Annotated in this window: 20 protein-coding genes; 7 read left to right on the forward strand and 13 right to left on the reverse strand. The window is 67.8% G+C overall.

Translation table 11 applies throughout. The features are described from left to right. Positions 1-8: 8 nt before the first annotated feature. The 3 genes from CA982_RS03700 to CA982_RS03710 are packed head-to-tail and all read right to left on the reverse strand — an operon-like array spanning position 9 to position 3,917. Positions 9-941, reverse strand: a complete 933-nt coding sequence (locus CA982_RS03700) for a LysR family transcriptional regulator (protein ID WP_244176125.1) — start codon at positions 939-941, stop codon at positions 9-11. A gap of 54 nt (positions 942-995) precedes the next feature. Then, the gene (locus CA982_RS03705; RefSeq protein ID WP_086534003.1) at positions 996-2,414 is read right to left on the reverse strand and encodes an amidase; all 1,419 of its coding nucleotides are present in this window, start codon (positions 2,412-2,414) and stop codon (positions 996-998) included. A 45-nt stretch (positions 2,415-2,459) separates the two neighbouring features. Then, entirely contained in the window at positions 2,460-3,917 is a 1,458-nt protein-coding gene (locus tag CA982_RS03710) for a purine-cytosine permease family protein (RefSeq protein WP_086534004.1), read from the reverse strand. Positions 3,918-4,162: 245 nt separating this feature from the next. Here CA982_RS03710 and CA982_RS03715 point away from each other — a divergent pair, with 245 nt between their 5' ends. The 5 genes from CA982_RS03715 to CA982_RS03730 all read left to right on the forward strand — a co-directional run bounded on the left by CA982_RS03715 (position 4,163) and on the right by CA982_RS03730 (position 9,234). Beyond that, on the forward strand, positions 4,163-5,665 hold the full coding sequence (locus tag CA982_RS03715; protein ID WP_086534005.1) for a CoA-acylating methylmalonate-semialdehyde dehydrogenase: 1,503 nt from the start codon (positions 4,163-4,165) through the stop codon (positions 5,663-5,665). Positions 5,666-5,678: 13 nt separating this feature from the next. Next, a complete protein-coding gene (locus tag CA982_RS03720; RefSeq protein WP_086534006.1) occupies positions 5,679-6,842 on the forward strand; it encodes an iron-containing alcohol dehydrogenase in 1,164 nt (387 codons plus the stop codon). Between the two features lie 53 nt (positions 6,843-6,895). Next, positions 6,896-7,051 carry a hypothetical protein gene (locus CA982_RS26535; protein ID WP_158097794.1) on the forward strand — a complete coding sequence of 52 codons (156 nt, stop codon included), beginning with the start codon at positions 6,896-6,898 and terminating at the stop codon, positions 7,049-7,051. Positions 7,052-7,211: 160 nt separating this feature from the next. Continuing rightward, positions 7,212-8,366, forward strand: coding sequence for a glycerate kinase (locus CA982_RS03725; protein ID WP_086534007.1), 1,155 nt, complete (start codon positions 7,212-7,214; stop codon positions 8,364-8,366). A gap of 145 nt (positions 8,367-8,511) precedes the next feature. Beyond that, positions 8,512-9,234, forward strand: coding sequence for a mycothiol-dependent nitroreductase Rv2466c family protein (locus CA982_RS03730; RefSeq protein ID WP_086534008.1), 723 nt, complete (start codon positions 8,512-8,514; stop codon positions 9,232-9,234). Positions 9,235-9,246: 12 nt separating this feature from the next. Here the strand turns inward: CA982_RS03730 and CA982_RS03735 are convergent, their stop codons facing one another. Both CA982_RS03735 and CA982_RS03740 read right to left on the reverse strand, forming a co-directional pair. Next, entirely contained in the window at positions 9,247-10,062 is an 816-nt protein-coding gene (locus CA982_RS03735; RefSeq protein ID WP_086534009.1) for an SDR family NAD(P)-dependent oxidoreductase, read from the reverse strand. A gap of 103 nt (positions 10,063-10,165) precedes the next feature. Next, the gene (locus CA982_RS03740; RefSeq protein ID WP_086534143.1) at positions 10,166-11,263 is read right to left on the reverse strand and encodes a hypothetical protein; all 1,098 of its coding nucleotides are present in this window, start codon (positions 11,261-11,263) and stop codon (positions 10,166-10,168) included. Between the two features lie 167 nt (positions 11,264-11,430). On the opposite strand from CA982_RS03740, the gene CA982_RS03745 reads away from it, so the two are divergent. Next, a complete protein-coding gene (locus CA982_RS03745) occupies positions 11,431-12,027 on the forward strand; it encodes a TetR/AcrR family transcriptional regulator (protein WP_086534010.1) in 597 nt (198 codons plus the stop codon). Beyond that, positions 12,024-13,580 (forward strand): MFS transporter, encoded by a 1,557-nt coding sequence (locus tag CA982_RS03750; RefSeq protein WP_086534011.1) that lies wholly within the window; start codon positions 12,024-12,026, stop codon positions 13,578-13,580. Before CA982_RS03745 ends, CA982_RS03750 begins: the two co-directional genes overlap by 4 nt. A gap of 60 nt (positions 13,581-13,640) precedes the next feature. Here the strand turns inward: CA982_RS03750 and CA982_RS03755 are convergent, their stop codons facing one another. From CA982_RS03755 to CA982_RS03790, 8 genes are all read right to left on the reverse strand, one after another. Continuing rightward, positions 13,641-14,564 (reverse strand): ABC transporter substrate-binding protein, encoded by a 924-nt coding sequence (locus tag CA982_RS03755; protein ID WP_086534012.1) that lies wholly within the window; start codon positions 14,562-14,564, stop codon positions 13,641-13,643. Positions 14,565-14,618: 54 nt separating this feature from the next. Next, positions 14,619-15,335, reverse strand: a complete 717-nt coding sequence (locus tag CA982_RS03760; protein WP_086534013.1) for a class II aldolase/adducin family protein — start codon at positions 15,333-15,335, stop codon at positions 14,619-14,621. A 68-nt stretch (positions 15,336-15,403) separates the two neighbouring features. After that, positions 15,404-16,576 carry an LLM class flavin-dependent oxidoreductase gene (locus tag CA982_RS03765; protein ID WP_086534014.1) on the reverse strand — a complete coding sequence of 391 codons (1,173 nt, stop codon included), beginning with the start codon at positions 16,574-16,576 and terminating at the stop codon, positions 15,404-15,406. Positions 16,577-16,622: 46 nt separating this feature from the next. Then, positions 16,623-17,714 carry an LLM class flavin-dependent oxidoreductase gene (locus CA982_RS03770; protein ID WP_086534015.1) on the reverse strand — a complete coding sequence of 364 codons (1,092 nt, stop codon included), beginning with the start codon at positions 17,712-17,714 and terminating at the stop codon, positions 16,623-16,625. Further along, complete coding sequence (locus CA982_RS03775) at positions 17,714-18,814, reverse strand: ABC transporter substrate-binding protein (RefSeq protein ID WP_086534016.1); 1,101 nt, start codon at positions 18,812-18,814, stop codon at positions 17,714-17,716. Before CA982_RS03775 ends, CA982_RS03770 begins: the two co-directional genes overlap by 1 nt. A gap of 8 nt (positions 18,815-18,822) precedes the next feature. Beyond that, entirely contained in the window at positions 18,823-19,620 is a 798-nt protein-coding gene (locus CA982_RS03780; RefSeq protein WP_086534144.1) for an ABC transporter ATP-binding protein, read from the reverse strand. Beyond that, positions 19,617-20,486 (reverse strand): ABC transporter permease, encoded by an 870-nt coding sequence (locus tag CA982_RS03785; protein WP_086534017.1) that lies wholly within the window; start codon positions 20,484-20,486, stop codon positions 19,617-19,619. Before CA982_RS03785 ends, CA982_RS03780 begins: the two co-directional genes overlap by 4 nt. Then, positions 20,483-21,520, reverse strand: coding sequence for an NrtA/SsuA/CpmA family ABC transporter substrate-binding protein (locus CA982_RS03790; RefSeq protein WP_086534018.1), 1,038 nt, complete (start codon positions 21,518-21,520; stop codon positions 20,483-20,485). Before CA982_RS03790 ends, CA982_RS03785 begins: the two co-directional genes overlap by 4 nt. Between the last annotated feature and the right edge of the window lie 44 nt (positions 21,521-21,564).

Genomic DNA, 21,564 nt, shown 5'->3' on the forward strand with positions numbered 1-21,564 from the left:
CGCCGCCGTCAGTGGACTCGTCGCACCCGATCACGTCGCGGAGCGCGCAGGTGTGGACTGTCGGCCACTATCCGGCCCAGAGCGTCGACGATCTCAGCGATGCGTGCCATGCGAACCAGTTCGCGGGGCACCACAAGCCAATAGCCGCGTTCGACGACGAACTCGTCGCCGAGGACCACCGTCGCGCCGGGCAGGTTCTCTCCGATGTACGTCGGCAAGGGCGCGATGCCGAGACCCGCCAGGACCGCCTCGCGGTGCCCCGCGATCCCGTTCGCCTGGAGTCTGGCGCGGACCCCGGGCAGATGCCGCTCCAAGATCTGCAGCGGGTCGACGTCGAGGAGATCCTCGATGTACCAGATGAACGTGTGGTGGTGCAGATCCTGCGCCGACTCCGGGGTTCCCCTTCGCTCCAGATACTCATGCGAGGCATACAACTTCAGCTGGTACTGCGCCAGTTTGTCGACGACCACCGAGCGGGGTGACGGTTCCTCCAGGGTGATCCCGATGTCGAAGTCACGACCGGTCAACAGGTCGTGCGTGGTCGCAGTGAGTACCTCGAGGGTCAGATCCGGATGGCGGGTCATGATCGACGACAGACCCGGAAGCAACAGGTAGGTGCCGAACCCGTCCGGGGCGAGGATGCGCACCGTCCCCGACAACGCGCCGCCGGACTGTGCTTCGACAACCGCTCCGGAAGCCGCGACCACCGTCGTCTCCACCGTTTCCGCATACGGGACGAGATGTTGTCCCGCGTCGGTGAGGCGCCAGCCACCCGCTGAGCGATCGAAGAGTCGGACCCCGAGATCCTTCTCGAGCCGGCCGATCCGGCGCGACACCGTCGTCTGATCGACGCGCAGCCGACGTGCGGCATCGGAGACTCGTCCGGTCCGGGACACCTCCAGGAAGAACTGCATATTGTCGGCCGCCAACACCGGTCCCATACTCACCGATTGCCCCCTGGGAGGCAACGCCGACGTGACACGACCGAGGACCGTTCAGAGCGCGGGATGTGTCTGATTCCAGTCAGTCGTCCGCTGCAACGCGTCGACCACCGACACCAGGGACTGCTCGCTGAACGCCCGGCCGACCATCTGCAGGCCAACCGGGAACGGAACGCCGGACTCGGTGGTCGTGAAGGCGCCCGGGAAGGTGACGGTCGGCAGCTGGGAGAGCGTGAAGGGCACGGTGAAACGGTGCACGCCCGCCGTCGTCTCGTCATCCATGCGGATCATCTTCTCGACCGGCGGAGCGATGAAGGACATGGCCGGGATCAGAACCGAATCGACCTGCGACACCGCAGCTTCCATCCGGCCCTTGAAGATCCAACGACGCTGCAGCAACTCGTCGTACTCCATCGCCGACATCGACCGGCCACGCTCGATAAGCTCGCGCAGTGCGGGCCCGTAGGTATCCAGAGCGCCCACGAAACCGTCACCGTGCGCGCGTGCGGTCTGCGCGGCACAGACCCCGAACCAATCGTCGATCGCCTGCGTGGGGTCCGGCAGCGTCACCTCGACCATCGTCGCCCCCAGGTCGGCGAGCCGGGCCTCGGCGGCTCGGTGTGCCTTCTCGACGTCGGCGCTGACATCGCGGTAGCTCCATTCCGGGTCGACCCCGATCCGGACTCCGGCGAGGGAGCGCGGACCGTCCCCGACCGACATGTCGGGTACCGGCACCTGCGCGGCCGTCGGATCCCGTGGATCCGCACCGGCGATGACCCCGAGAACGAGGCCGGCGTCGCGGGCGGACCGGCACATGGGTCCCACGTGGTCCAGTGTCGCTGCGAGCTCGACGGCGCCGGCGCGACTGACCCGACCCCAGGTCGGCTTCAAGCCGGTGACGCCGTTCGACGCCGACGGCATCCGAATCGAGCCACCGGTGTCAGAGCCGAGGGCGCCGAAGCAGAGGCCCGCCGCCACCGACGCACCGCTTCCGCTGGAGGAGACCCCCACCCAGCGCCCCGCGTCCCAGGGATTCAACGGTGCCCGGAACGGTGGTGTGTGTTCGGTGTACACCCCCTCGGTGGTGTGGACCTTGCCCAGGAGAACCGCGCCCGCCGCCTCCAAACGCTCGACGACGGTCGCGGACGTCGTCGCGACCGTTCCCCGCCGCGACGCCATTCCCGCCTCCGTCTGCCACCCGGCCCGATCGAAGATGTCCTTGATCGCCAGCGGAACACCGTCCAGCCGTCCGAGGGGTCGGCCCTCCGCACGTCGCGAGTCGGACCGCCGTGCGGCGGCCAGCGCGTCATCGTGTGCCACCCAGGCGTACGAGCCGATGGTCTGATCGACCTGGCCAATACGGTCGAGCAAGGCTTCGGTGATGGCGTACGAGGTCTGCTCCCCGGTCGCCAATTGGTCGGCGATCTCGTGGATCTCCTGGTAGTGCAGCTGGTCTGGATTGTGTGTGCTCATCGAGAGTGCTCCGTGATCTGTGCGGGGTGTTCAGTCGCGGGGTGTTCAGTCCATGGCCGGCGCTGGACTCGGTTCCTCATCGTGCGGCGCAGACCTGGCGGCAGGACGATACTGCGAGCCCTTGGTGATGATGGCCAACGGGATGTAGATGGCCGGACCGAGCAGCATCGCGACGAACGAAGCGTAGTAGAGGGGGTACACGCCGGCGACGCCGGCCGCCCCGACGGCGATGCTCACGAGCAGCGCCACCAGACCGCAGACGTTCCAGTTCTTCACTTCCCCCTCGCGGAACTCGATCGACTCGGATGGTGCCAGCCGCAGCCACTTGCGGCAGACGAAGTAGTCGCTGAGGAGGATGAAGATCCAGGTGTTGGTCATGATGCCCGTGACCGCGAGAAACTTGTCGGTGTACTGCAAGATGTTGATGGGGTACAACACTATCCCCACCAAGACCAGCGCCACCATCCACCACTGACGCCCAACTCTCCTCTGTGACAATGCGTCCCAGGTGTTTGCCAGGGCGAGAGAACCCGAGTACAGATTCATCACATTGATCCGGATCTGCGTGATGATCGCGAAGACGACGCCCAGGACGCCCATCACCACCGCGAAGATGAGGCCGGGATCGGTGGCCGACAGTTCCCGTTCGGCCTGAGTCCCGGAGAAGTGCTCGAGCATGGTGTAGCCGAGGAACACACCCAGAATCATGACGACGACGATCAGCAGCAGTTCCACCAGCATCACCGCGCCGGCGCCGACATAGGAGACCGACCGCTTGATGAAACGTCCGTAGTCGGTGGCGATCAGCGCCTGGAAGACCACCTGACCGTTGGCGAGGCTCATCGCCTGCCACATCGCCGCACCGGTCACTCCGCCGGTGACCTCCCACTGCCCCGGACCGACGAGGACGTACCCCTTCGCCAGCATCACCAGCCCGATGATGAAGAGCAACAGGAAGATCGGCGCACCGAATCGCTGCAGCAGGTTCATCGAGTGCATTCCGCGCCACGAGAAGTACAGGGCCACCATCGCGACGATTGCGAAGACCACGCTCGCAGCGGCGGAGTTGATCGAGATACCCAGCAGTTCACTCAGGCCGTGCGAGACGATGCTGCCTTCGAAGATGAAGTAGAAGACGTAGTTGATCGCGTAGACGAAGGACGCAACCGCCGAGCCTTTGGCGCCGAAGCCCAGCCCTCGCGAGAGGAGCGGGAGTGAGAGGCCCTGCTGACTGGCGATTCTCATGATCAAGGCGCCCACGATGGTTGCACCGATGACCATATAGGCCACCGGAACGAGGAACAGCGGCCAGCCGACCAGAAAACCGATCTGGCCACCCAGCGCAAACCAGAACATCGCGGTGACATTGCCGGTCAGGACCAACAGGATCGCCGGTCGGCGCCATCGCGCCGTGTCGGGTACCCGCTCCGTCGCGTAACTCTCGATCTGGTCGTCGAGGCTGGCGGAGGGACCCTTGAAGTAGTCAGCGAGACTCACGTGCATTCCCTTCACGCGTCCACCGACGGTCGGTGTGCCGTCGGCGTCGCATCTACCCAATACGTGTGAACCACATCTCACAAGGCGTGGATGCATTCGTCAACGGCGTGATGTGCACTCTTGACTGCAATTATGCAGTTTCCGCAAAGGTGACCACCCGCGGCGACGTCGCCCAGCGGATATGCGAATCTGCAGCCTCAGATGCAATTTCGGTGATTGACTGCTGCACATCCGCATCACACAGTGAGGACATGACTGTTCCTCCGATCACAATTTCGCACTGGCTCGACAACCGTCGACACGTCGGCTCCAGCGCGGACACCGCCGATATCACCAACCCCTCGACGGGCACCGTCACCGGTCGCGTCGCGCTCGCCACCCGGGACGACGCCGCCGAGGTCATCACCGCCGCCGCCGCGGCCTTCCCGGGATGGCGCGACACGTCCCTGTCGAAGCGGACGGCTGTCCTCTTCCGTTTCCGCGAGTTGCTGAACGCCCGCAAGGGTGAGCTCGCCGCCATCATCACCGCCGAGCACGGCAAGGTTCTCGACGATGCCCTCGGTGAGGTCAGCCGCGGCCAGGAAGTCGTCGAATTCGCCTGTGGCATAGCGCATCTACTCAAGGGCGGGTACACCGAGAATGCATCGACGAATGTCGACGCGCACTCTGTACTCCAGCCGATCGGGCCGGTGGCGATCATCAGCCCGTTCAACTTCCCGGCGATGGTCCCCCTCTGGTTCTTCCCCGTAGCGATCGCGGCAGGCAACACGGTGATCCTCAAACCCAGCGAGAAGGACCCGTCCGCGTCGCTGTGGCTGGCGGAACTCTGGAAAGAAGCGGGCCTCCCCGACGGGGTCTTCAACGTGTTGCAGGGCGACAAGACCGCGGTCGACGCCCTCCTCACCGATCGGGCGGTGAAGGCGATCAGCTTTGTCGGGTCCACACCGATCGCACAGTACGTGTACTCGACCGGTACCGCCGCGGGCAAACGCGTACAGGCTCTGGGCGGAGCAAAGAACCACGCCATCGTGCTTCCGGACGCGGATCTGGACCTTGCGGCCGACGCGATCGTCGGAGCCGCTTACGGTTCGGCCGGCGAACGCTGCATGGCCATCTCCGTCGCGGTAGCGGTCGGTGACATCGGTGATCTGCTCGTCGACAAGCTGGCCGCCCGGGCCGCACAGATCGTTCCCGGGGACCCCACCGCCGGTAACGAGATGGGGCCGCTGGTGACATCGGCACACCGCGACAGGGTCGTGGGCTACATCGCGGCCGGGGTCGACGAGGGCGCCAAGCTGGTGCTCGACGGTCGGGAGACGTCACCGCTGGGAGACCCGAAGGGGTACTTCGTCGGCCCGACACTGTTCGATCACGTCGCCACCGACACCTCGATCTATCGAGACGAGATCTTCGGGCCGGTTCTGGCCGTGGTCCGAGTCGACACCTACGACGAAGCACTCGAGCTCGTCAACAGCAGCGAGTACGGCAACGGCACCGCCATCTTCACCAACGACGGGGGCGCGGCACGCCGATTCACCACGGAGGTCGAGGTCGGGATGGTCGGTGTCAATGTGCCCATCCCGGTGCCGATGTCCTACTACAGCTTCGGCGGCTGGAAGAGCTCGCTGTTCGGCGACTCGCACGCGCACGGCATGGAGGGCGTCCACTTCTACACGAGGACCAAGGCAGTGACCACCCGATGGTTGGATCCCAGCCACGGTGGCGTCAATCTCGGCTTCCCCCAGAACGACTGACATCGGAGGATTCGTGTCCCGTTTCGCATTCCCCAGATTCCTGAACGTCGGGCCCGGCACGCTGGACACCGCGGCTGAGGCCCTCGACGCGTTGGGGCTCACTCGACCACTCATCGTCACCGACGCCTTCATGGTGTCGACCGGGACGGTCACCCGCCTGTGCCGTGCCCTGGAGCAGTGCGGGCACGAGGTCGCGGTCTTCTCCGACACCGTGCCGGACCCCACCACCACGTCCCTGCAAGCCGGCCTCCGGGCGGTCGACGACCACGGAGCCGACAGTGTGATCGGTCTCGGCGGCGGCAGCCCGATCGACACCGCGAAGGCGTTGGCGGTTCTCGCCGTCAACGCCGAGAGCTCCATGAACGAATTCAAGGCGCCGTCGTCGTTCAGCGGACCGGCGCTTCCGGTCGTCGCCATCCCGACGACTGCGGGAAGCGGCTCGGAGGCAACGCAGTTCACGGTCATCACCGACGACTCGACCGACGAGAAGATGCTGTGTCCCGGCCTGTCGTTCCTGCCGGCCGCAGCCATACTCGACTTCGAGCTCACGATGTCGATGCCACCTCGACTGACCGCCGACACCGCGGTGGATGCACTGACACACGCGATCGAGGCCTATGTCAGCATGCGTGCCAATCCGATCTCGGATTCGCTGGCGCTCTCCGCGATCTCGACGATCTCCACGTTCATCCGCAGAGCCTATGCCGACGGCGACGACAGGGAAGCCCGCGAAGGTCTGATGATGGCAGCCACCCAGGCCGGCATCGCCTTTTCGAACTCGAGCGTCTGCCTGGTTCACGGCATGAGCCGACCGATCGGCGCCCACTTCCACGTGGCGCACGGTCTGTCGAATGCCATGCTGTTGCCGGCAGTCACCCGATTCTCGGTGCTCGGCAACGTCTCTCGCTACGCAGACTGCGCGCGAGCATATGGCGTCGCGACCCACGACACCGACGATGCGACTGCCGCAGCGCAACTCGTCCTCGAGATCGATCAGTTGTGCGCCGACGTCGAGGTTCCCACTCCGCAGGCCTACGGCATCGACGCCCGCACATGGCGAGACCTCACCCCGACGATGGCGGAACAGGCACTGGCATCGGGGTCTCCGGGCAACAACCCGGTGGTCCCCAGCAAGGCACAGATCGAAGAGATCTATGCGGCGGTCTACGCCGGCTGAACTCCACGGCGGGGCGGGGAAGACATGTCGATGTCGACTCGCCCCGTCGCGGTATGTCCGAATCCACAGAAGGGCGCACTGTGCTGAATGACGCCGCTCATGCCACGATCACAACCTTGCGCACCGGGATCACCGCCATCGCGGCTGTCCTCGGAATCGCGATACTCATCGTCTGGTATCTCATGCGTCTGGCCGTCGGGCGCCGGTAGGCCTACGGCCGGAGCCCGGCGGGGGAGTCCCGTTCCGCTCTCGGTTGCGCACTGGTGATCACCGGTGCCCGACCAACCCATCCGAAAGACACGCAGCGCGGTTGCGGCTCGGTGGCCCCGAGCCGCAACCGATCCACCACGACTGAAAGGCCTCGGTCCCATGCACGCCCTGATCGCGCCGGACAAGTTCAAGGGCAGCCTCACCGCCCGGCAGGTGGCCGACGGTCTTGCCGAGGGGATGAGGGTGCCGGGTGTGGAGATCACGACCCTCCCCCTGGCCGACGGCGGGGACGGAAGCGTCGACGCGGCTGTCTCCGCGGGACTCCGTCACGAGCGGGTCCGCGTCGCCGCGGCCCTCGGTGATGTCCACACCGCGTCCTACGCGCACAACGCTTCCACCGCTGTCGTGGAGATCGCCAACACCTGCGGACTCAGCACCCTGCCCGCAGGTCACAAAGACCCTCTGCGAGCTTCCAGCCTGGGAGCAGGCCAAGTCCTGCGAGCGGCGCTGCGACACCGGACCCCTCGAGTGGTCCTCGCCCTCGGCGGCAGCGCGAGCTCAGACGCGGGCGTCGGCCTGCTGTCCGCACTCGGGGTCACCTTTCGCGACGACGCGGGACACATCCTCACCCCCGACGCCGCCTCGCTGCCCCACATAGCCCGGATCGAGGGGCGCCCGCTGCCCGAACTGGACGACGTCGAACTGCTCATCGCCGGCGACGTCACCAACCCGTTGACCGGGCCCGACGGGGCCGCGCACGTCTACGGCCCGCAGAAGGGTGCCGACGCCGCGACCGTGCAGTGGCTCGACACGGCAGTTACCGAGTTCGTGGATGTACTCAGCCACAACGGATTTCCCGCCGCACCTGCGATTGCCGCACGTGCCGGCGCCGGTGCGGCCGGAGGCGCCGGATTCGCCGCTATGCTCCTGGGCGGGCGCATGGTGTCCGGCGCCGACTTCTTCCTCGACCTCCTCGACTTCGACACACACCGCGCCGCCGCCGATCTCGTCATCACCGGCGAGGGACGAATCGACCGCCAGACCGCGCACGGGAAGCTGTTGTCGGCCCTGGCCGCCCGCGCCCACCCGACACCGGTCGTCGCCGTGGCCGGCCGCAACGACCTGCCGAGGCGCGAATGGGCGCGGGCCGGCTTCACCGCCGTCCACGCGCTGGCCGACCTCACCTCGAGCGACACCGCCGCCGATCCGGTACTCACGACACAACTGCTGACACAGGTCGGACGCGACATCGCCCGCGAACACGGACGGTCGGCCGGCATACCCGCCGATACCGAGCGACCGAGATCCGGCTGAATGCGTTCGAGGAGGTGATGGCCGCCTCGCGGCAACTCGAATGCGATGTCCCGGTCGACGAGGTCCTGCTCATGCAGAAGCCGGTCATCGATTGTTCGTGGCTTCCCGAGGATGTGGGGCTTCCCCCTCGTCTACCCTCGAGTCCATGGCCGACGTCAACTTCTACTTCGACCCCGTCTGCCCGTTCGCCTGGATGACGAGCACCTGGGTGCGAAAGGTGCAGTCCCAGCGCGATTACACGGTCGACTGGCGTTTCATCTCGCTGCGCCTGCTGAACGCGCATGTCGATTACGACGCCCAGTTCCCACCGGAGTACGAGGCCGGGCACACGGCCGGGTTACGGCTGCTGCGAGCCGCGGCGAGCATCCGCCGCGACCACGGACGAGCCGCCATCGGCCCGCTCTATCAGGCACTCGGCACGCGAATCTTCGACGCGCACACCGGTTCTTACACGGTCGACGCCACCGACATCCGCGGTACCGCGAACTTCGTCGGACCCGTCCTGGACGAACTCGGGTTGCCCGCGCATCACCTGAACGCCCTCGACGACACCGGCTTCGACGCCGAGATCCAGTCGGAGACCGACGAGGCCCTGTCACTGACGGGTCGCGACGTGGGTACGCCGATCATCCACTTCCGACCGCCCGAGGGCGTGGCGTTCTTCGGACCGGTGATCAGCCGGTTGCCGAGTGACGACGACGCGGTCGTCCTCTGGGATCACGTGATCGGGCTGGCGAGTTTCCCGGGCTTCGCCGAACTCAAGCGCAGTCTGCGGGAGAAGCCGCAACTGCGGGCCTTTGGCGTGTCCGACGACGAGGCGGGTGTCCAGGAGGATTGGCACGGCGGGAGCCGGCGCACCCACAAGTGAGCCCACCCGTTCCTACCTGAACGGGTTGAGCGTCCGGCCGAGGAAGTACTGGACACCCGGCGGGATCGGTCGTACCGCTGCCGTGACCAGCTTGTTCACCGTGCCGGTGATGCACACCGGATCACCTTTCATCACCGCGTTCCACCCTTCCCGCACGACGTCCTCGGGCTCTTGCCACAGCACACCCGGCAACCGGTCGGCGGTCTTGCGGGTCTCTGCGCCCATCGCATCGTGGAACTCGCTTCTGGTGAATCCGGGACACAGCGCCGTCACGTGGATCCCGTGCGGCTTGAGTTCCATGTCCAGGGACTCAGACATCAACAGCACGTACGACTTGATGGCGCTGTAGAGCAGACCCTCAGCGGGAGGCAACAGCGCCGTGATGGACGAGACGTTCACGATCCGCCCCCACCGGCGCTCCTTCATCCCCGGGAGCACGCCGTGGGACAGCTCGGTCAGCGAGGTCAGCATCAACTGCAAATGACCTCGGACCTCCTCCCACGACGTCTCGGCGAACGTGGTGCTCAGCGACATCCCGGCGTTGTTGACCAGCACGTCGATCGCCAGCCCGAGCTCGTCGGCGTGCTCGATGATCGCAAGCGGGGTCGCGCGATCGGACAGGTCGCCGGCGAAAGTCTCGCATCGGACACCGTGCTCTCGACGCAGGCGCGCGGACAGTTCATCGAGCCGTTCGGCTCGCCGCGCAACCAGGATGAGGTCGTATCCCTGTGCGGCGAGATGGTCTGCGAACGTCTTGCCGATGCCGGCGGAGGCGCCGGTGATCAGGGCCGTGCGGTGATCAGGCGACCCGTGTCGATTCGATGACATGAGTGGACTCTCGGTCGATGGACGATGCCGCGAGTTCTACCAGGCCGCACGCCGCATCATTGGCGACGACAGCGGGATTCGTTCCAACGCCGGGTGGGGCGCTTCAGGACACGTGACCGTACGGGTGCCATCCGGACGGGTTCCATTTGCCGCCGCGCTCCCGCCGGACCTCGCGGAGGCTGGTCCCCACGTATCGCGCCTCGAGATCGGGGTCGGGTGTCCCGGTGTACACCCACCGCTTCGGGTCGAGGTTGCCCTCGGCGTCGCGATAGGACTCCCAGTAGTCGACGCGATGGACCGCACGGACGAGGTCGTCGGCAAAGACCAACACGGGCAGGTCCGGAACGGTCCGGTGCGGTCCCGCGCGCCAGGCGCTGCGGGAGAGTTCGTAGATGACGTCGGCGGTGGCGTCGCCCCGCGCCGACGCGTCGACCTTCACCAGCACGCACAGCTCCGGTAGCGGCGGCGACACCGGCGCCGCATATCGCCCGACGAGTTCCTCGATGCGCCACGGCCCGTGCGCATCCGGCGCATCCGATGAACCCGACCCGGCCAGGTCGGCGACGTCGAGGCCCGCGCGCCGCAACGAGTTCGCATGCAGCTCAGCAGAATTCGCAGAGCCGATGTCATACCGCAGAATCCAGTGTTCGACGCCGAACCCGTCGGCATCGATGTCGCGGATACGTTCTTCGATCGCATCCGCGATCGCCACCGGGTCGTCGTCACCCACGATGTCGACGGGGTCCGGCACGACCCCCGCCAGGGCGGCGGCCGAATGACGATGCACCCGGTCACCCCGACCCGCACCGACATGGAACAAGGACGCGTCCCGCGGATCGACGAGCGCATACACATAGACGCCGAGGGCGGACTGCGCCTCGTACGGAACCGGCTTCGGCGGACCGGGGGCCGGGACCGCGACCGGTCGCAGCAGGGCGAGCACCTCGTCGACGACCGACGGCCGGACCCCGAGCCCACCCCCGGTGATCCCACCGAAGACCACCTCGCCGGCACGCTCCCGATCGATGAACCGGCGGCCGGCCAAACGGTCGACCGCACGCACGACCTCGGCGACCTCGGCGCGGCGCGCCGCAGCACTCCGCGACGCCGTCCGCTCGTCGCCGGGGTCGAGCATTTCGGCGAACGCCGACGAGGACAGGAAGGCGTCGAGTGCCGTCCGGGGCAGCTCTACCGCATCGATCCGGTGCGGTGCACGCCCGGGTTCGGTCGCGTCGTCGTGGCGCTGTCGCGTCATGGTCGCATGATGCCAGCACCAGGTCCGGAAACCGACGAAGCGGTAGTGTACGTTTGTACATGTACATACGTACATCAACGTTGAGAGGACCGGACCGTCGTGAGCAGACCGTCATGACCGAGGTCCCGGCCCGCCGTCGCCGGAACCCCGAAGAACGCCGTCGCACGATCGTGGAGGCCGCCGCCACCCTGATCACCGAGGTCGGCTCGGACGCTCTCACGCACCGGCTCGTGGCCCGGCGGGCCGGCGTACCACTGGGTTCGACGACGCAGTACTTCGCCACGCTCGACGATCTGCGCGAGGCCGCGCTCGCCCGCCTGGCCGACGACATCGACTCGGGCCTGGCCGAGGTCGCGGAGACACTCGGCGAGCACGGCCCGTCGGCTCCCGTCTTCGCCGAGGCGCTCCACGAGTACCTGTCCGACGAGCGGCTGATCCGTGCCGACCTCGCACTCGTGTCGGCCGCGGTGATCGATCCCGCACTGCGCCCGCTCGCGGTTCGCTGGCCCGCCGGACTGATCGAGATGCTCGTGCCCCACGTCGGGGCCACGGCCGCCCGTGCGATCGCCGCCTACACCGACGGGGTGGCGATGCACGCACTCCTGTACGGGTCACCGCTGTCGCTACACGACCTGACGGCGACCCTCACCGCTCTCACCGCACTGCCCTCCACTCCCTCCACCACCGATCAGAACCGGAGCCGACGATGACGCAGCACTCATCGAAGACCACCTCGCCGACGGGCGCCGGACCGGGCCTGTCCGTCCGGCGCCGGTGGGCGTCGGCCGCCGTGCTGTCGGCCAGCCTGCTGGTCATCACCGTCGACCTGACGATCCTCAACGTCGCACTGCCCGATCTGGCGGCCGACCTGCGCCCAACCGCCGACCAGCAGTTGTGGATCATCGACGCCTACTCGCTCGTCCTGGCCGGCCTGCTGCTCTCCATGAGTTCGCTGGCCGACCGGTGGGGCCGAAAGCGGATGCTGATCACCGGCTTCGCGGTGTTCGGCGGCGCCTCGGCCCTGGTGCTGCTGGCCGATTCGCCCGGCGCGGTGATCGCGGTTCGGGTGCTGTTGGGCGTCGGCGGCGCGATGATCATGCCGACCACGCTGTCGCTGTTGCGCAGCATCTTCACCGACCCCGCCGAACGTGCCACCGCTCTCGGGCTGTGGGCCGCGGTGTCGGGTCTGGGTGCGGCCATCGGTCCGATCGTCGGCGGCTTTCTGCTGGAGTACTTCTCGTGGCGCGCCGCGTTTCTGGTCAACGTCCCGCTGATGGTCGTCGCCATCGTCGCCGCCCTGCTGATCCTGCCGGAGTCGAAGCACCCGCAACCGGGCCGGTGGGACGCCCTCGGCGCGGTGATGTCGATCGCCGGCATGGTCGCGCTGGTCTGGGCGATCAAGCGGTTCGCCAAGGAGGAGAGCCTCCTCGCGCCAGAGGCCTGGTTGGCCCTGCTCGGCGCGATCCTCATCCTGGCCCTGTTCGTGCGGCGATGCCTGCGCCGCACCGAACCGCTCCTCGACGTCTCGCTCTTCCGCAGCCGGCCGTTCAGCGCCGGCGTCCTGGCCGCGCTCGGCTCGATGTTCGGACTGGCTGCGGCACTGCTGCTGCTGGCGCAATGGCTTCAACTGGTCGAGGGCCATTCCCCGATCGCGGCCGGTGTCCGGCTGCTGCCGGTGGCGGGAGCGGCGATCGTGTCCTCGATGATCGCCGCCCCGCTGTCCCGCATGATCGGCGCGCGCGCCGTCGTGGCCGGCGGCATCGGCATCGCCGGTGTCGGCATGGCGCTGATGTCGCTCGGCTCCGACGGAATCGGTTACGGCACGGTCGCCATCGCCCAGGTCCTCGTCGGTTTCGGCATCGGCTCGCTGGCGATCGCGTCGGCGATGATCATGGCCGGCACACCGGATGCCAAGGCGGGCAATGCTGCTGCCCTGGAGGAGACCGCGTACGACCTCGGCAACGTGCTCGGCGTCGCCATCCTCGGAAGTGTCGCGTCGATTCTGTACCGGTCCACGCTGACGGCCGAACCGATCCCCGGCGTGCCAGCCGAGGCGACCGACGAGGCCGCCGAATCCCTCGGTGCCGCCATGGGTCTCGCCGACGCGGCGGGCTCGCCGGGCCTCGCGGAGCGGGCGGCGACCGCGTTCACCGACGCCATGCAGGAGACGAGCCTCATCGGCGGGCTCACCCTCGTCGCCGTCGCCGTGGCTGTCTTCGTGCTCGTGCCGCGCGGCACAGACGTCACGGCGGTGCAGCACTGAGTCGGGGCAGCACTGAGTCAGGGCAGCACTGAGTCGGGGCAGCACTGAGTCGGCCGGCCCTCAGTTCGTCACGGCGGCCTCGACCGACGGCAGGACGGCATCGCGCACCCGCACCGGGCGCGGGAGAAGACCGTTGGCGTGGAGGAGGTCGGCGGCGCGCTGCTGCTCGTCGAGGAATTCCTCTGTGACGGGCCCGATTCCGAACGGCCGGTTGCGGATGGCGGCCTCCCAGGCGTCGAGACTGGCGTCCCCACCGCGATCGACGACGTCACGGACGAAATACTCGGCGGCCTCGCGGGGATGGTCGACGATCCACTGATCCGACTCACGGAGCGCGTCGACGATGGCGGCCAGTTCCTCGGAATGCTGTTCGGCGAAGTCGCGTCGCGTGAACCACAGCGACGGATGGCTGAACAGTCCTTCGGTGTCGATCAGGGTCCGGAGTTCGAGGTCGCGCTCGACGGCGGCCAGACCGGGGTAGGCGCCGACCCAGGCGTCGATCTCACCACTGCGGAAGGAGTCGGCGCCGTCGGTGACCGAGGTGTTGACGGGCACGATGTCGCGCCACGTCAACCCGACCGAATCGAGCGCGAACAGCAGCAGTGTCGTCTGCCACGAACCGTGGGCGATGCCCACCCGCTTGCCCTTCAGCGCGGCCACCGAGTCGATGTCGGAGTCGGCCTTCACCACGAGACGCCCGTTCTCGGTACGTGGTCCGGACACTCCGACGTAGACGAGGTCGCGCTCCTGTGCCAGACCCGTGATCGGCGGCGTGAAACCCGTGCCGATGAAGTCGTACCCGCCCTCGGTGAACAGCCAGTCCGAGTGCAGGGTGGGCAGGCCCGTGGTCGGGTCCGGCTCCGGCGACGCGGGCAGGCTCCGCAGGTCGACCCATTCGACGTCGATGCGTCGTTCGAGGATGCCCCGGTGGCGGAGCACGAACAGGGAGTTGTTGTGCGGGAAATAGCCGACTCGAACGGTCATTGTCTCTCCTGAGTGGTGTGGGGTGGTTCGGGGCGGATCAGAGTTCGGGGCGGTTCAGAGTTCGGGGATGAGACCGCGTTCGCGCGCCTCGGGGAGCAGACCGCTGCGCTTCCACTGCACCTCGAGATTGGTGGGGTGGAATTCCGCCGACCCGCCGAGTCCTTCGGCGATCGCCTGGAACTGGGCCCCCTCCTCCAGCAGGACGATGAACTTGGCGGTGTCGAGCAGTCCTCGGCGACCGATCACGTTGGACCCGCCGTTGGCCTCGAAGATCGCGGCGAGATGCGGATCCTCCTGAAGCCGTTCGAGGATGAACTCCGATGCCGGCTGGCGGCGGTTGATGTGCGGCGGGATCTCCCGCGACAGCGTCAGCCGCTGGGAGGCCGCGTACCGGATCGGGAGGGTCCGGTGGGTCTGCGCCCAGGCACCCAGCCACGGCGTGTGGATGTGCACGACGGTCGTGATGTCCTCGTGGGCGCGGAACACCGGCGCATAGGATGTTACGAAACCCGCTGCACCCGAACCGGACAGGATCTCCCCGTCGAAGGTCGCCACCACCGGACGGACGGTCAGGTCGTCGGCCCAGGGACCCGGGTCGTTCAGTGCGACGGCGATCTCACGACCGGGGACGCGTTCGACGAAGTTGGCGGTACCGTTCGCCGACACCGTCCCGGTGGTCCGGAAGACGTCGAACGCCTTCTGTGCGTGCTCGGTCGCCTCGGCGACGAATTCGGCGACCTCGCGGTCGAGTCCGGTCTCTACGGTGGTCATGTCTCTCCTTGCGATGAAATGGGTTGTCTGTCTTCGACGATGGCGTGCGAGAGGAGGCGCGGCGGTGCTCAGGCCACACCCAGGGCGGACCCGGCGGTGGTCTCGGGCCGGCCGAGCCGGGATCGTCCCAGGAGCGGGAGGACCTCCTCGCCGACGCGATAGGCCTCTTCGAGATGGGGGTTGCCCGCCAGGATGAAGGCGTCGACGCCGAGATCGATCAGTTCGTCGAGTCGTTCGGCGACCTGCTCGTAGCTGCCGACCAGCCCGAACGCCGGGCCGCCGCGCATCAGGCTGAATCCGCACCACACGTTGGGCTGGACCTCGAGATCGGTGTAGTCGGTGATGTTCTCGGGCACCCAGCCCTTGATCCGGCCCGCGCCGACGGAGTCGCCCTGCGCCTGGCGGTTCGCCGCGGCGCGGTCGACGTGCTGCCAACCCTCGGCGATCTCGGCCCACGCCGCCTCGGCGGTGTGCCGGGCGAGGACGTCGATGCGGACCGCGAACCGCGGACGCCGTCCCAGCCGCGCCGCGTGCTCGCGCACCCCGTCGAACTTGGCACGCAGATCCGCGAAGGGTTCGAGCCAGGACAGGTAGTAGTCGGCATGACTGCCCGCGGCGTTGACCGCGGCGCCGGACGACCCGGAGAAGTAGATCTCCGGGAACGGCGTCTCGGCGAGTTGTGGTGGCAGCGCTGCCCCCTCGGTGGAGAAGAAGTCGCCGTCGTAGTCGAATGGCTCAGTCCCCCACACCCCCTTGAGGACGTCGAGGAACTCGCTGGTCCGGCGGTACCGGTCATCGTGGGCGACCTTGTCGCCCCACCACAATTGGGCCGGACCGCCGCCCCCGCTGATGATGTTGTAGACCAGGCGGCCCCCGTTCGCCCGCTGCAGGCTGGCCGACATCCGGGCGGCCTGCAGCGGATGCAGGAACCCCGGCTGGAACGCGACCATGAACCGGTAGGTGCTGGTCTCCCGGGCCAGTGCCGCAGCGGCCGCCCACGGGTCATCGGTCCCGGGGAACGACGGAAGCAACCCGCCGACGAAGCCGGCGCTCTCGGAGGCCTTGGCCACGGCCGCCATGTGGTCGATGTAGCTGTAGGAGTCGCGTTCTCCCGCACGGATCGCCGGCGTCAGGTTGCCCGGCTGGACGCCGCGCCAGTCGCCCCGGTTGAGCCGGCGCGGCGTGCGCAGGGTGGCATGGTCGCCCCCCATCCCTATCCGCCAGTAGAAGTCGATGGTCATGGGTCTCCGCTCGTCGATGGAGGAAACGGGTCGGTCAGGAGTCGGGTCAGGCCAGGACGCGATTGCGCTCGTCAGCCCGGAAGAGCAGGTGCTCGGTGTTGCGGTTGAGTTCCTCGATGTTCGGTATGCCCGACAGGACGAAGCGCTCGAAGCCCTGCCCGGTCAGGTCGACGATGCGTTGCGCGACCTCGTCGTAGGAGCCGACCAGACCGATGGGATGCCGGTGGCCGATCCGGTCGAACCCGGCGAAGGTGAGGTCGTCGACCCAGAGATCCTCCGCGCGGGTGTCGGCGTCGGCGCCGTAGGCGTCACGCCACTGGCGGCGCAGGCGTTGCACCGCCTCGTCTTTCGTCGCCCGGGCGATCACCGGGAGGTAGAGGCCGGCCGCCACGGTCCGTCCGAGTGCTGCCGCCCGTTCGGAGAGCGGCCCGATCAACGGCGCCGCGCCGGTCGAGGACAACTCGAACAGGTGGATGTCGCCGTGCCTGGCCGACAGCGCGAGCGCCTCGTCGCTCTCGCCGGTCAGGCGGACAGTCGGGAAACGATGGCCGTGCACCGACCGGTCGAGCCCGCCGTCGGTGACCTCGTAGAACTCGCCCACGTGGTTGAACTCACCACCGTCGAAACCACCCTGGCGGGCTCCGGCCCCGTCCCACACCCCTTTCGCCACGGTCAGGAACTCGTCGGCGCGGCGGTAACGCTCGGCGTCCGTCAGTCGGTCTCCGCGAGCCCGGTTGTCCGCTGCGTCGGTCACCACGCGCAGTTGCCACTGCAGCCGGTCGTCGGAGTTCCGCTGCAGGGTCGCCGACACCTTCGCCGCGTAGACCGGTGTCCCGAAACCGGGATGGAATTCGACTGCCACGCGCGCATGACGGGTGCGCCGCAACGCGATACCCGCCAGGATCCACGATTCCTCACCAGCGGGGTCGTACGGGGCGATCACCGTGTCGTAACCGGCCGTGTCGATCGCGGTGATGACCTGTTCGGTCGGGTCGAACGGATCCCACCGGCCACCCGTTCGCAGGTCGGTGGCCACCGCCGACCCGGGGGTCGGCGCCCAGCCACCGCGGTGACGCGCGGCGGAACCGACGTGCCGGCTGTCTCCGCGTGTCGGCACCTCCCATTCGAAGGCGACCATCACGCTTCTCCGACGATGTCCGAGATGGGCGTGGCCGCACCGACCTGGGCGCGCGCACGTCGCAGCGGCTCGACGTCGACCCAGCTCTCGATGTCGAAGTCGGCGGGCAGGAAGCCGTAGGTGTAGAGGAAGCGCTTCTGGATTCCCAGCAGATCCAGCCGCTCCTCGGAGAGCGACGGGTGCAACGAGGTGTGGAAATCGTCCCCGTAGGCCGCCACGACGCCGTCCGGGCCCGAGAAGGTTTCCCGCGCAAGCACTTCACGGACGGTGTTCAGATTTCCGGCGGCCCAGTCCGCCGCACGGAGGCTGGCGGCGAGGAAACCGACGACGACCTCGGGATGATCCTGCAGCAGCGACTCGTGGACGGTGATCGGTCGCGGCGTGCCGTTGTTGACCCGCGACCGCCTCGACTCGGTCGAATCGAGATCGACGAGGACGCGCAGACCGTGCTCGACGGCGGCCTCGGCGGCCCGGGCGCCCTTCACGTAGATGGCGTCGACGTCACCGTTGAGCAGTTCGGGGAAACCGGACGGCACCGATCGCAACCGCGCCGCCTCCTCGGTGCGTACGCGCGGTTCCCAGTTGCCGGCCGTCTCGACGACGATCACGTCGCCGAACGAGAGTCCGGCAAGTGCCAGCGCGGAGGCGAAGCCGTGCAACGACATCGCGCGGGGGAAGCTGCGTGCCTGGTCGACCGCCCACGCGGGAATGCCGACTCGTCTGCCGCGGAGCCCCGCAGCATCGTCGATGTCGGAGTCGGGTCCCACCAGAATCGACTGCGACTCGTCGATCCAGGTGAGTCCGATCAGACGTGTCGGCGAACCCGACGCGCGGGCGACGATCGCGGGCACGTTGCCGCCTTCGCGGATCAGGCCGGACAGCTGATGATCGAAGTGGCGGGGAGCGAGTTCGGCGCCCGCGTCCTGGAGGATCGAGAATTCCAGGCCCGCAGCCGATGCCGGCTCGCCGAGCCAGCCCAGGCTGTTGGCCAGACCGCTCGCGGTGGGGACCGGGCACCGGGTGTACCAGACGGTGTCGGCACCGGGAGAATTCGCCGGGGTGACCGGGGTGTGCAGGGAGGTCGCGCTGTCGATGGTCATGGTGTTCCTCAACTCTCGGTGTCGGGATGTATGCGGCCGACGCCGAGTTCGCGCAGGAACTCGGCCCGGTAGCGGAGCGATTCGGGGTCGGAGCGGTCACGCGGGCGGGGCAGATCGATGTCCTCGTCGACGCCGAAGGTGCCGTGCGACAGGATGATCACGCGGTCGGCGAGCCGGACCGCCTCGTCGACGTCGTGGGTCACCAGAAGCACCGCGGGCTGGTGTCGGGCCACCAGATCACCGACCAGGTCCTGCATCTGGAGCCGGGTGAGGGCGTCGAGCGCCGCGAACGGTTCGTCGAGGAGCAGCAGTTCCGGTTCACGGACGAGGGCTCGGGCCAGCGCGACCCGTTGCGCCTCACCGCCGGACAGGGTGGCCGGCCAGGCCTCGGCCTTGTCCGCGAGGTTGACCTCCGCCAGCGCGGCCCGACCGCGGTCCTTCGTGCTCTTGCCACCACGCTGGCCGATCGTCACGTTGGCCAGCGCCCGCTTGGAGGGCACCAGGCGCGGCTCCTGGTACACGGTCGTGCGTGCAGCGGGGACGAGGATCTCACCGGAGTCCGGTTCCTCGAGCCCCGTCAGCAGGCGCAGCAGCGTCGTCTTGCCGGTACCCGATGGACCGAGCAGCACCACGAACTCGCCGCGCCGGATGGTCAGGTCGACCGACTGCAGCACGGTCTTCGGGCCGAAGGTCTTGGTGACGTCGGTCAGCGAGACCGCAACCGGTTGGCCCGCACGGCGTTCGCGTGCGGTGACCTGCGTCGGCTGCCGTTCCAGGAGTGGGGGCAGCGGAGACTCCGGGCTCATCGGACGGTCACCCCCGCCCGCCACGGCATCGAGTACTTCTCCAGGATGCGGACGATCAGGTCGAAGATCAGACCGAGGATGGCGTACAGCACCACACACAGGATCATGTAGTCGGTGCGGTTGTACTCCTGCGCCAGACTCACCAGATAGCCGATCCCCTCTCGGGTGCCGACCTGCTCGGCGGCGATCAGTCCGGTGATCGAGATCGACAGGCAGATCCGCAGTGCCATCAGGATGCCCGGCAGCGCTGCCGGGATGATCACGCCGAGGATCAGACGGCCCCCGGTGAGCCCGAAACCCTGTGCCGCCTCGATCATCTTGCGATCGACGTTGCGCACGCCGAGATAGCTGTAGGCGTACATCGGCGACACCGTGGCGATGGCGATCAGCAGCACCTTGAAGGTGTTGTCGATGCCGAACCAGGCGATGAACAGGGGCACCAGCGCGAGGAACGGAATGGCCCGGTTGATCTGCATCGTCGAGTCGATGAGCTCCTCGCCGAGCGTGTACAGACCCGCGAGCACGCCGAGGATCAACCCGACTCCGACGCCCAGACCGACACCGAGCGCCGCACGCTCCAGCGACGCCACCGCGAAGTCGACGAGCTGGCCGGTGCGGTAGAGCTCGACGAACGCGTCGAACACCGCCCCGGGTGACGCCAGTACCGCCGGCGAGATCGTGCCGGTCGCGGTGCCGATCCACCAGACCGCCACGATGACCCCGGGCACCAGGAACCGCAGAGGAAGCGAGAGCCAGACGGGCCGGTTGCGTTGCTTCCGTGTCCGGGGGGTCTCCAGGCCGATGCGTGACACCCGCTGCGACGCAGCGTCTCCCGAGGTGGACTGCGCGACCGTTGCCGAGGTCACTTCTGTCCGCTCTGGTACTTCTGCAACTGTGCGGGCAGATCGAAGAAGACGTCCTCGGCCGTGACCGGCTTCTGGATCACGCCGGCCTCGACGAACAGCGCCGACACGGACTCGAGATCCTCGGCATCCTTCGCCGTGGGATAGCGCGGCGTGGACGCGTCGGCGCCGAGTGCGAGGGCACGGGTGAGGCGGTCGCCGCTGAGCGCGCGGGGTCCCGCCTTCTCGAAGACGTTCTCGTAGTCGTCGGGGTTCTCCCGCTGCTGATCGGTCAGCTGCTGCAACGTCTTCAGGTACACGTCGGCGACGTCGGGCCGCTCTTCGAGCACCTCGGTCCGGAAGGCGACGATGGTGTTGTCGACCGAACCGATGCTCTCCTCGGTGGCGATCTCGACTCCGCCGGCGGCCTTCGCCTCCTGGTAGGGCTGGTTGAAGGACGCCCAGGCGTCGACCTGACCGGTGGAGAACGCCGACCCGGCCTCGGCCTGCTGCAGGGGTACCCGCTCCACCTTGTCGAACGGAATCCCGGCCTGTTGCAATGCCTTCAGCGTGATGTACTCACCCTTGCCGGCCGGATTGACCGCGATCCGCTTGCCGACGAGACCGGCGACATCGGTGACCCCGGAGTCCTTGGTGACCAAGATGCCGTTCTGGTCCTTGCCGGCCGGGTCGGCCACGGCGATGATCCGGACGCCGACGTTCTTCGACAGCGCCCCGACGACCGGGCTGTAGGCACCGCCGGACACGTCGAGCTGACCGGTGTTGAACAGCTTGAGGTTCGACGAGAAGCCCGGTGTCGAGTTGACCCATTCGATCTTCGCACCCAGCGGGGCCAGCGCCTCGTCGAAGGTCCCGTCACGTTTGCCGACCGCCAGCGGGCCGGCGTTGCCCGGGTCGGTCACCTTGAGCACGTACTGGTCGCCACCACCGGCGGCGGCGCCGCCCGAGTCGCCCGACGCACACCCGGTGGCGACGGTGAGCAACGCGGCCGCTGCGACCGCGGCAGCGGCGAGACGAAATCGTGGGGATCCGGGCATGAAGGACTCCTGTTCGACAGGTGGAGACCGTGTTCAGACGAACA

This window comes from Gordonia lacunae (assembly GCF_002149015.1).
GTDB classification, from domain to species: Bacteria; Actinomycetota; Actinomycetes; order Mycobacteriales; family Mycobacteriaceae; genus Gordonia; species Gordonia lacunae.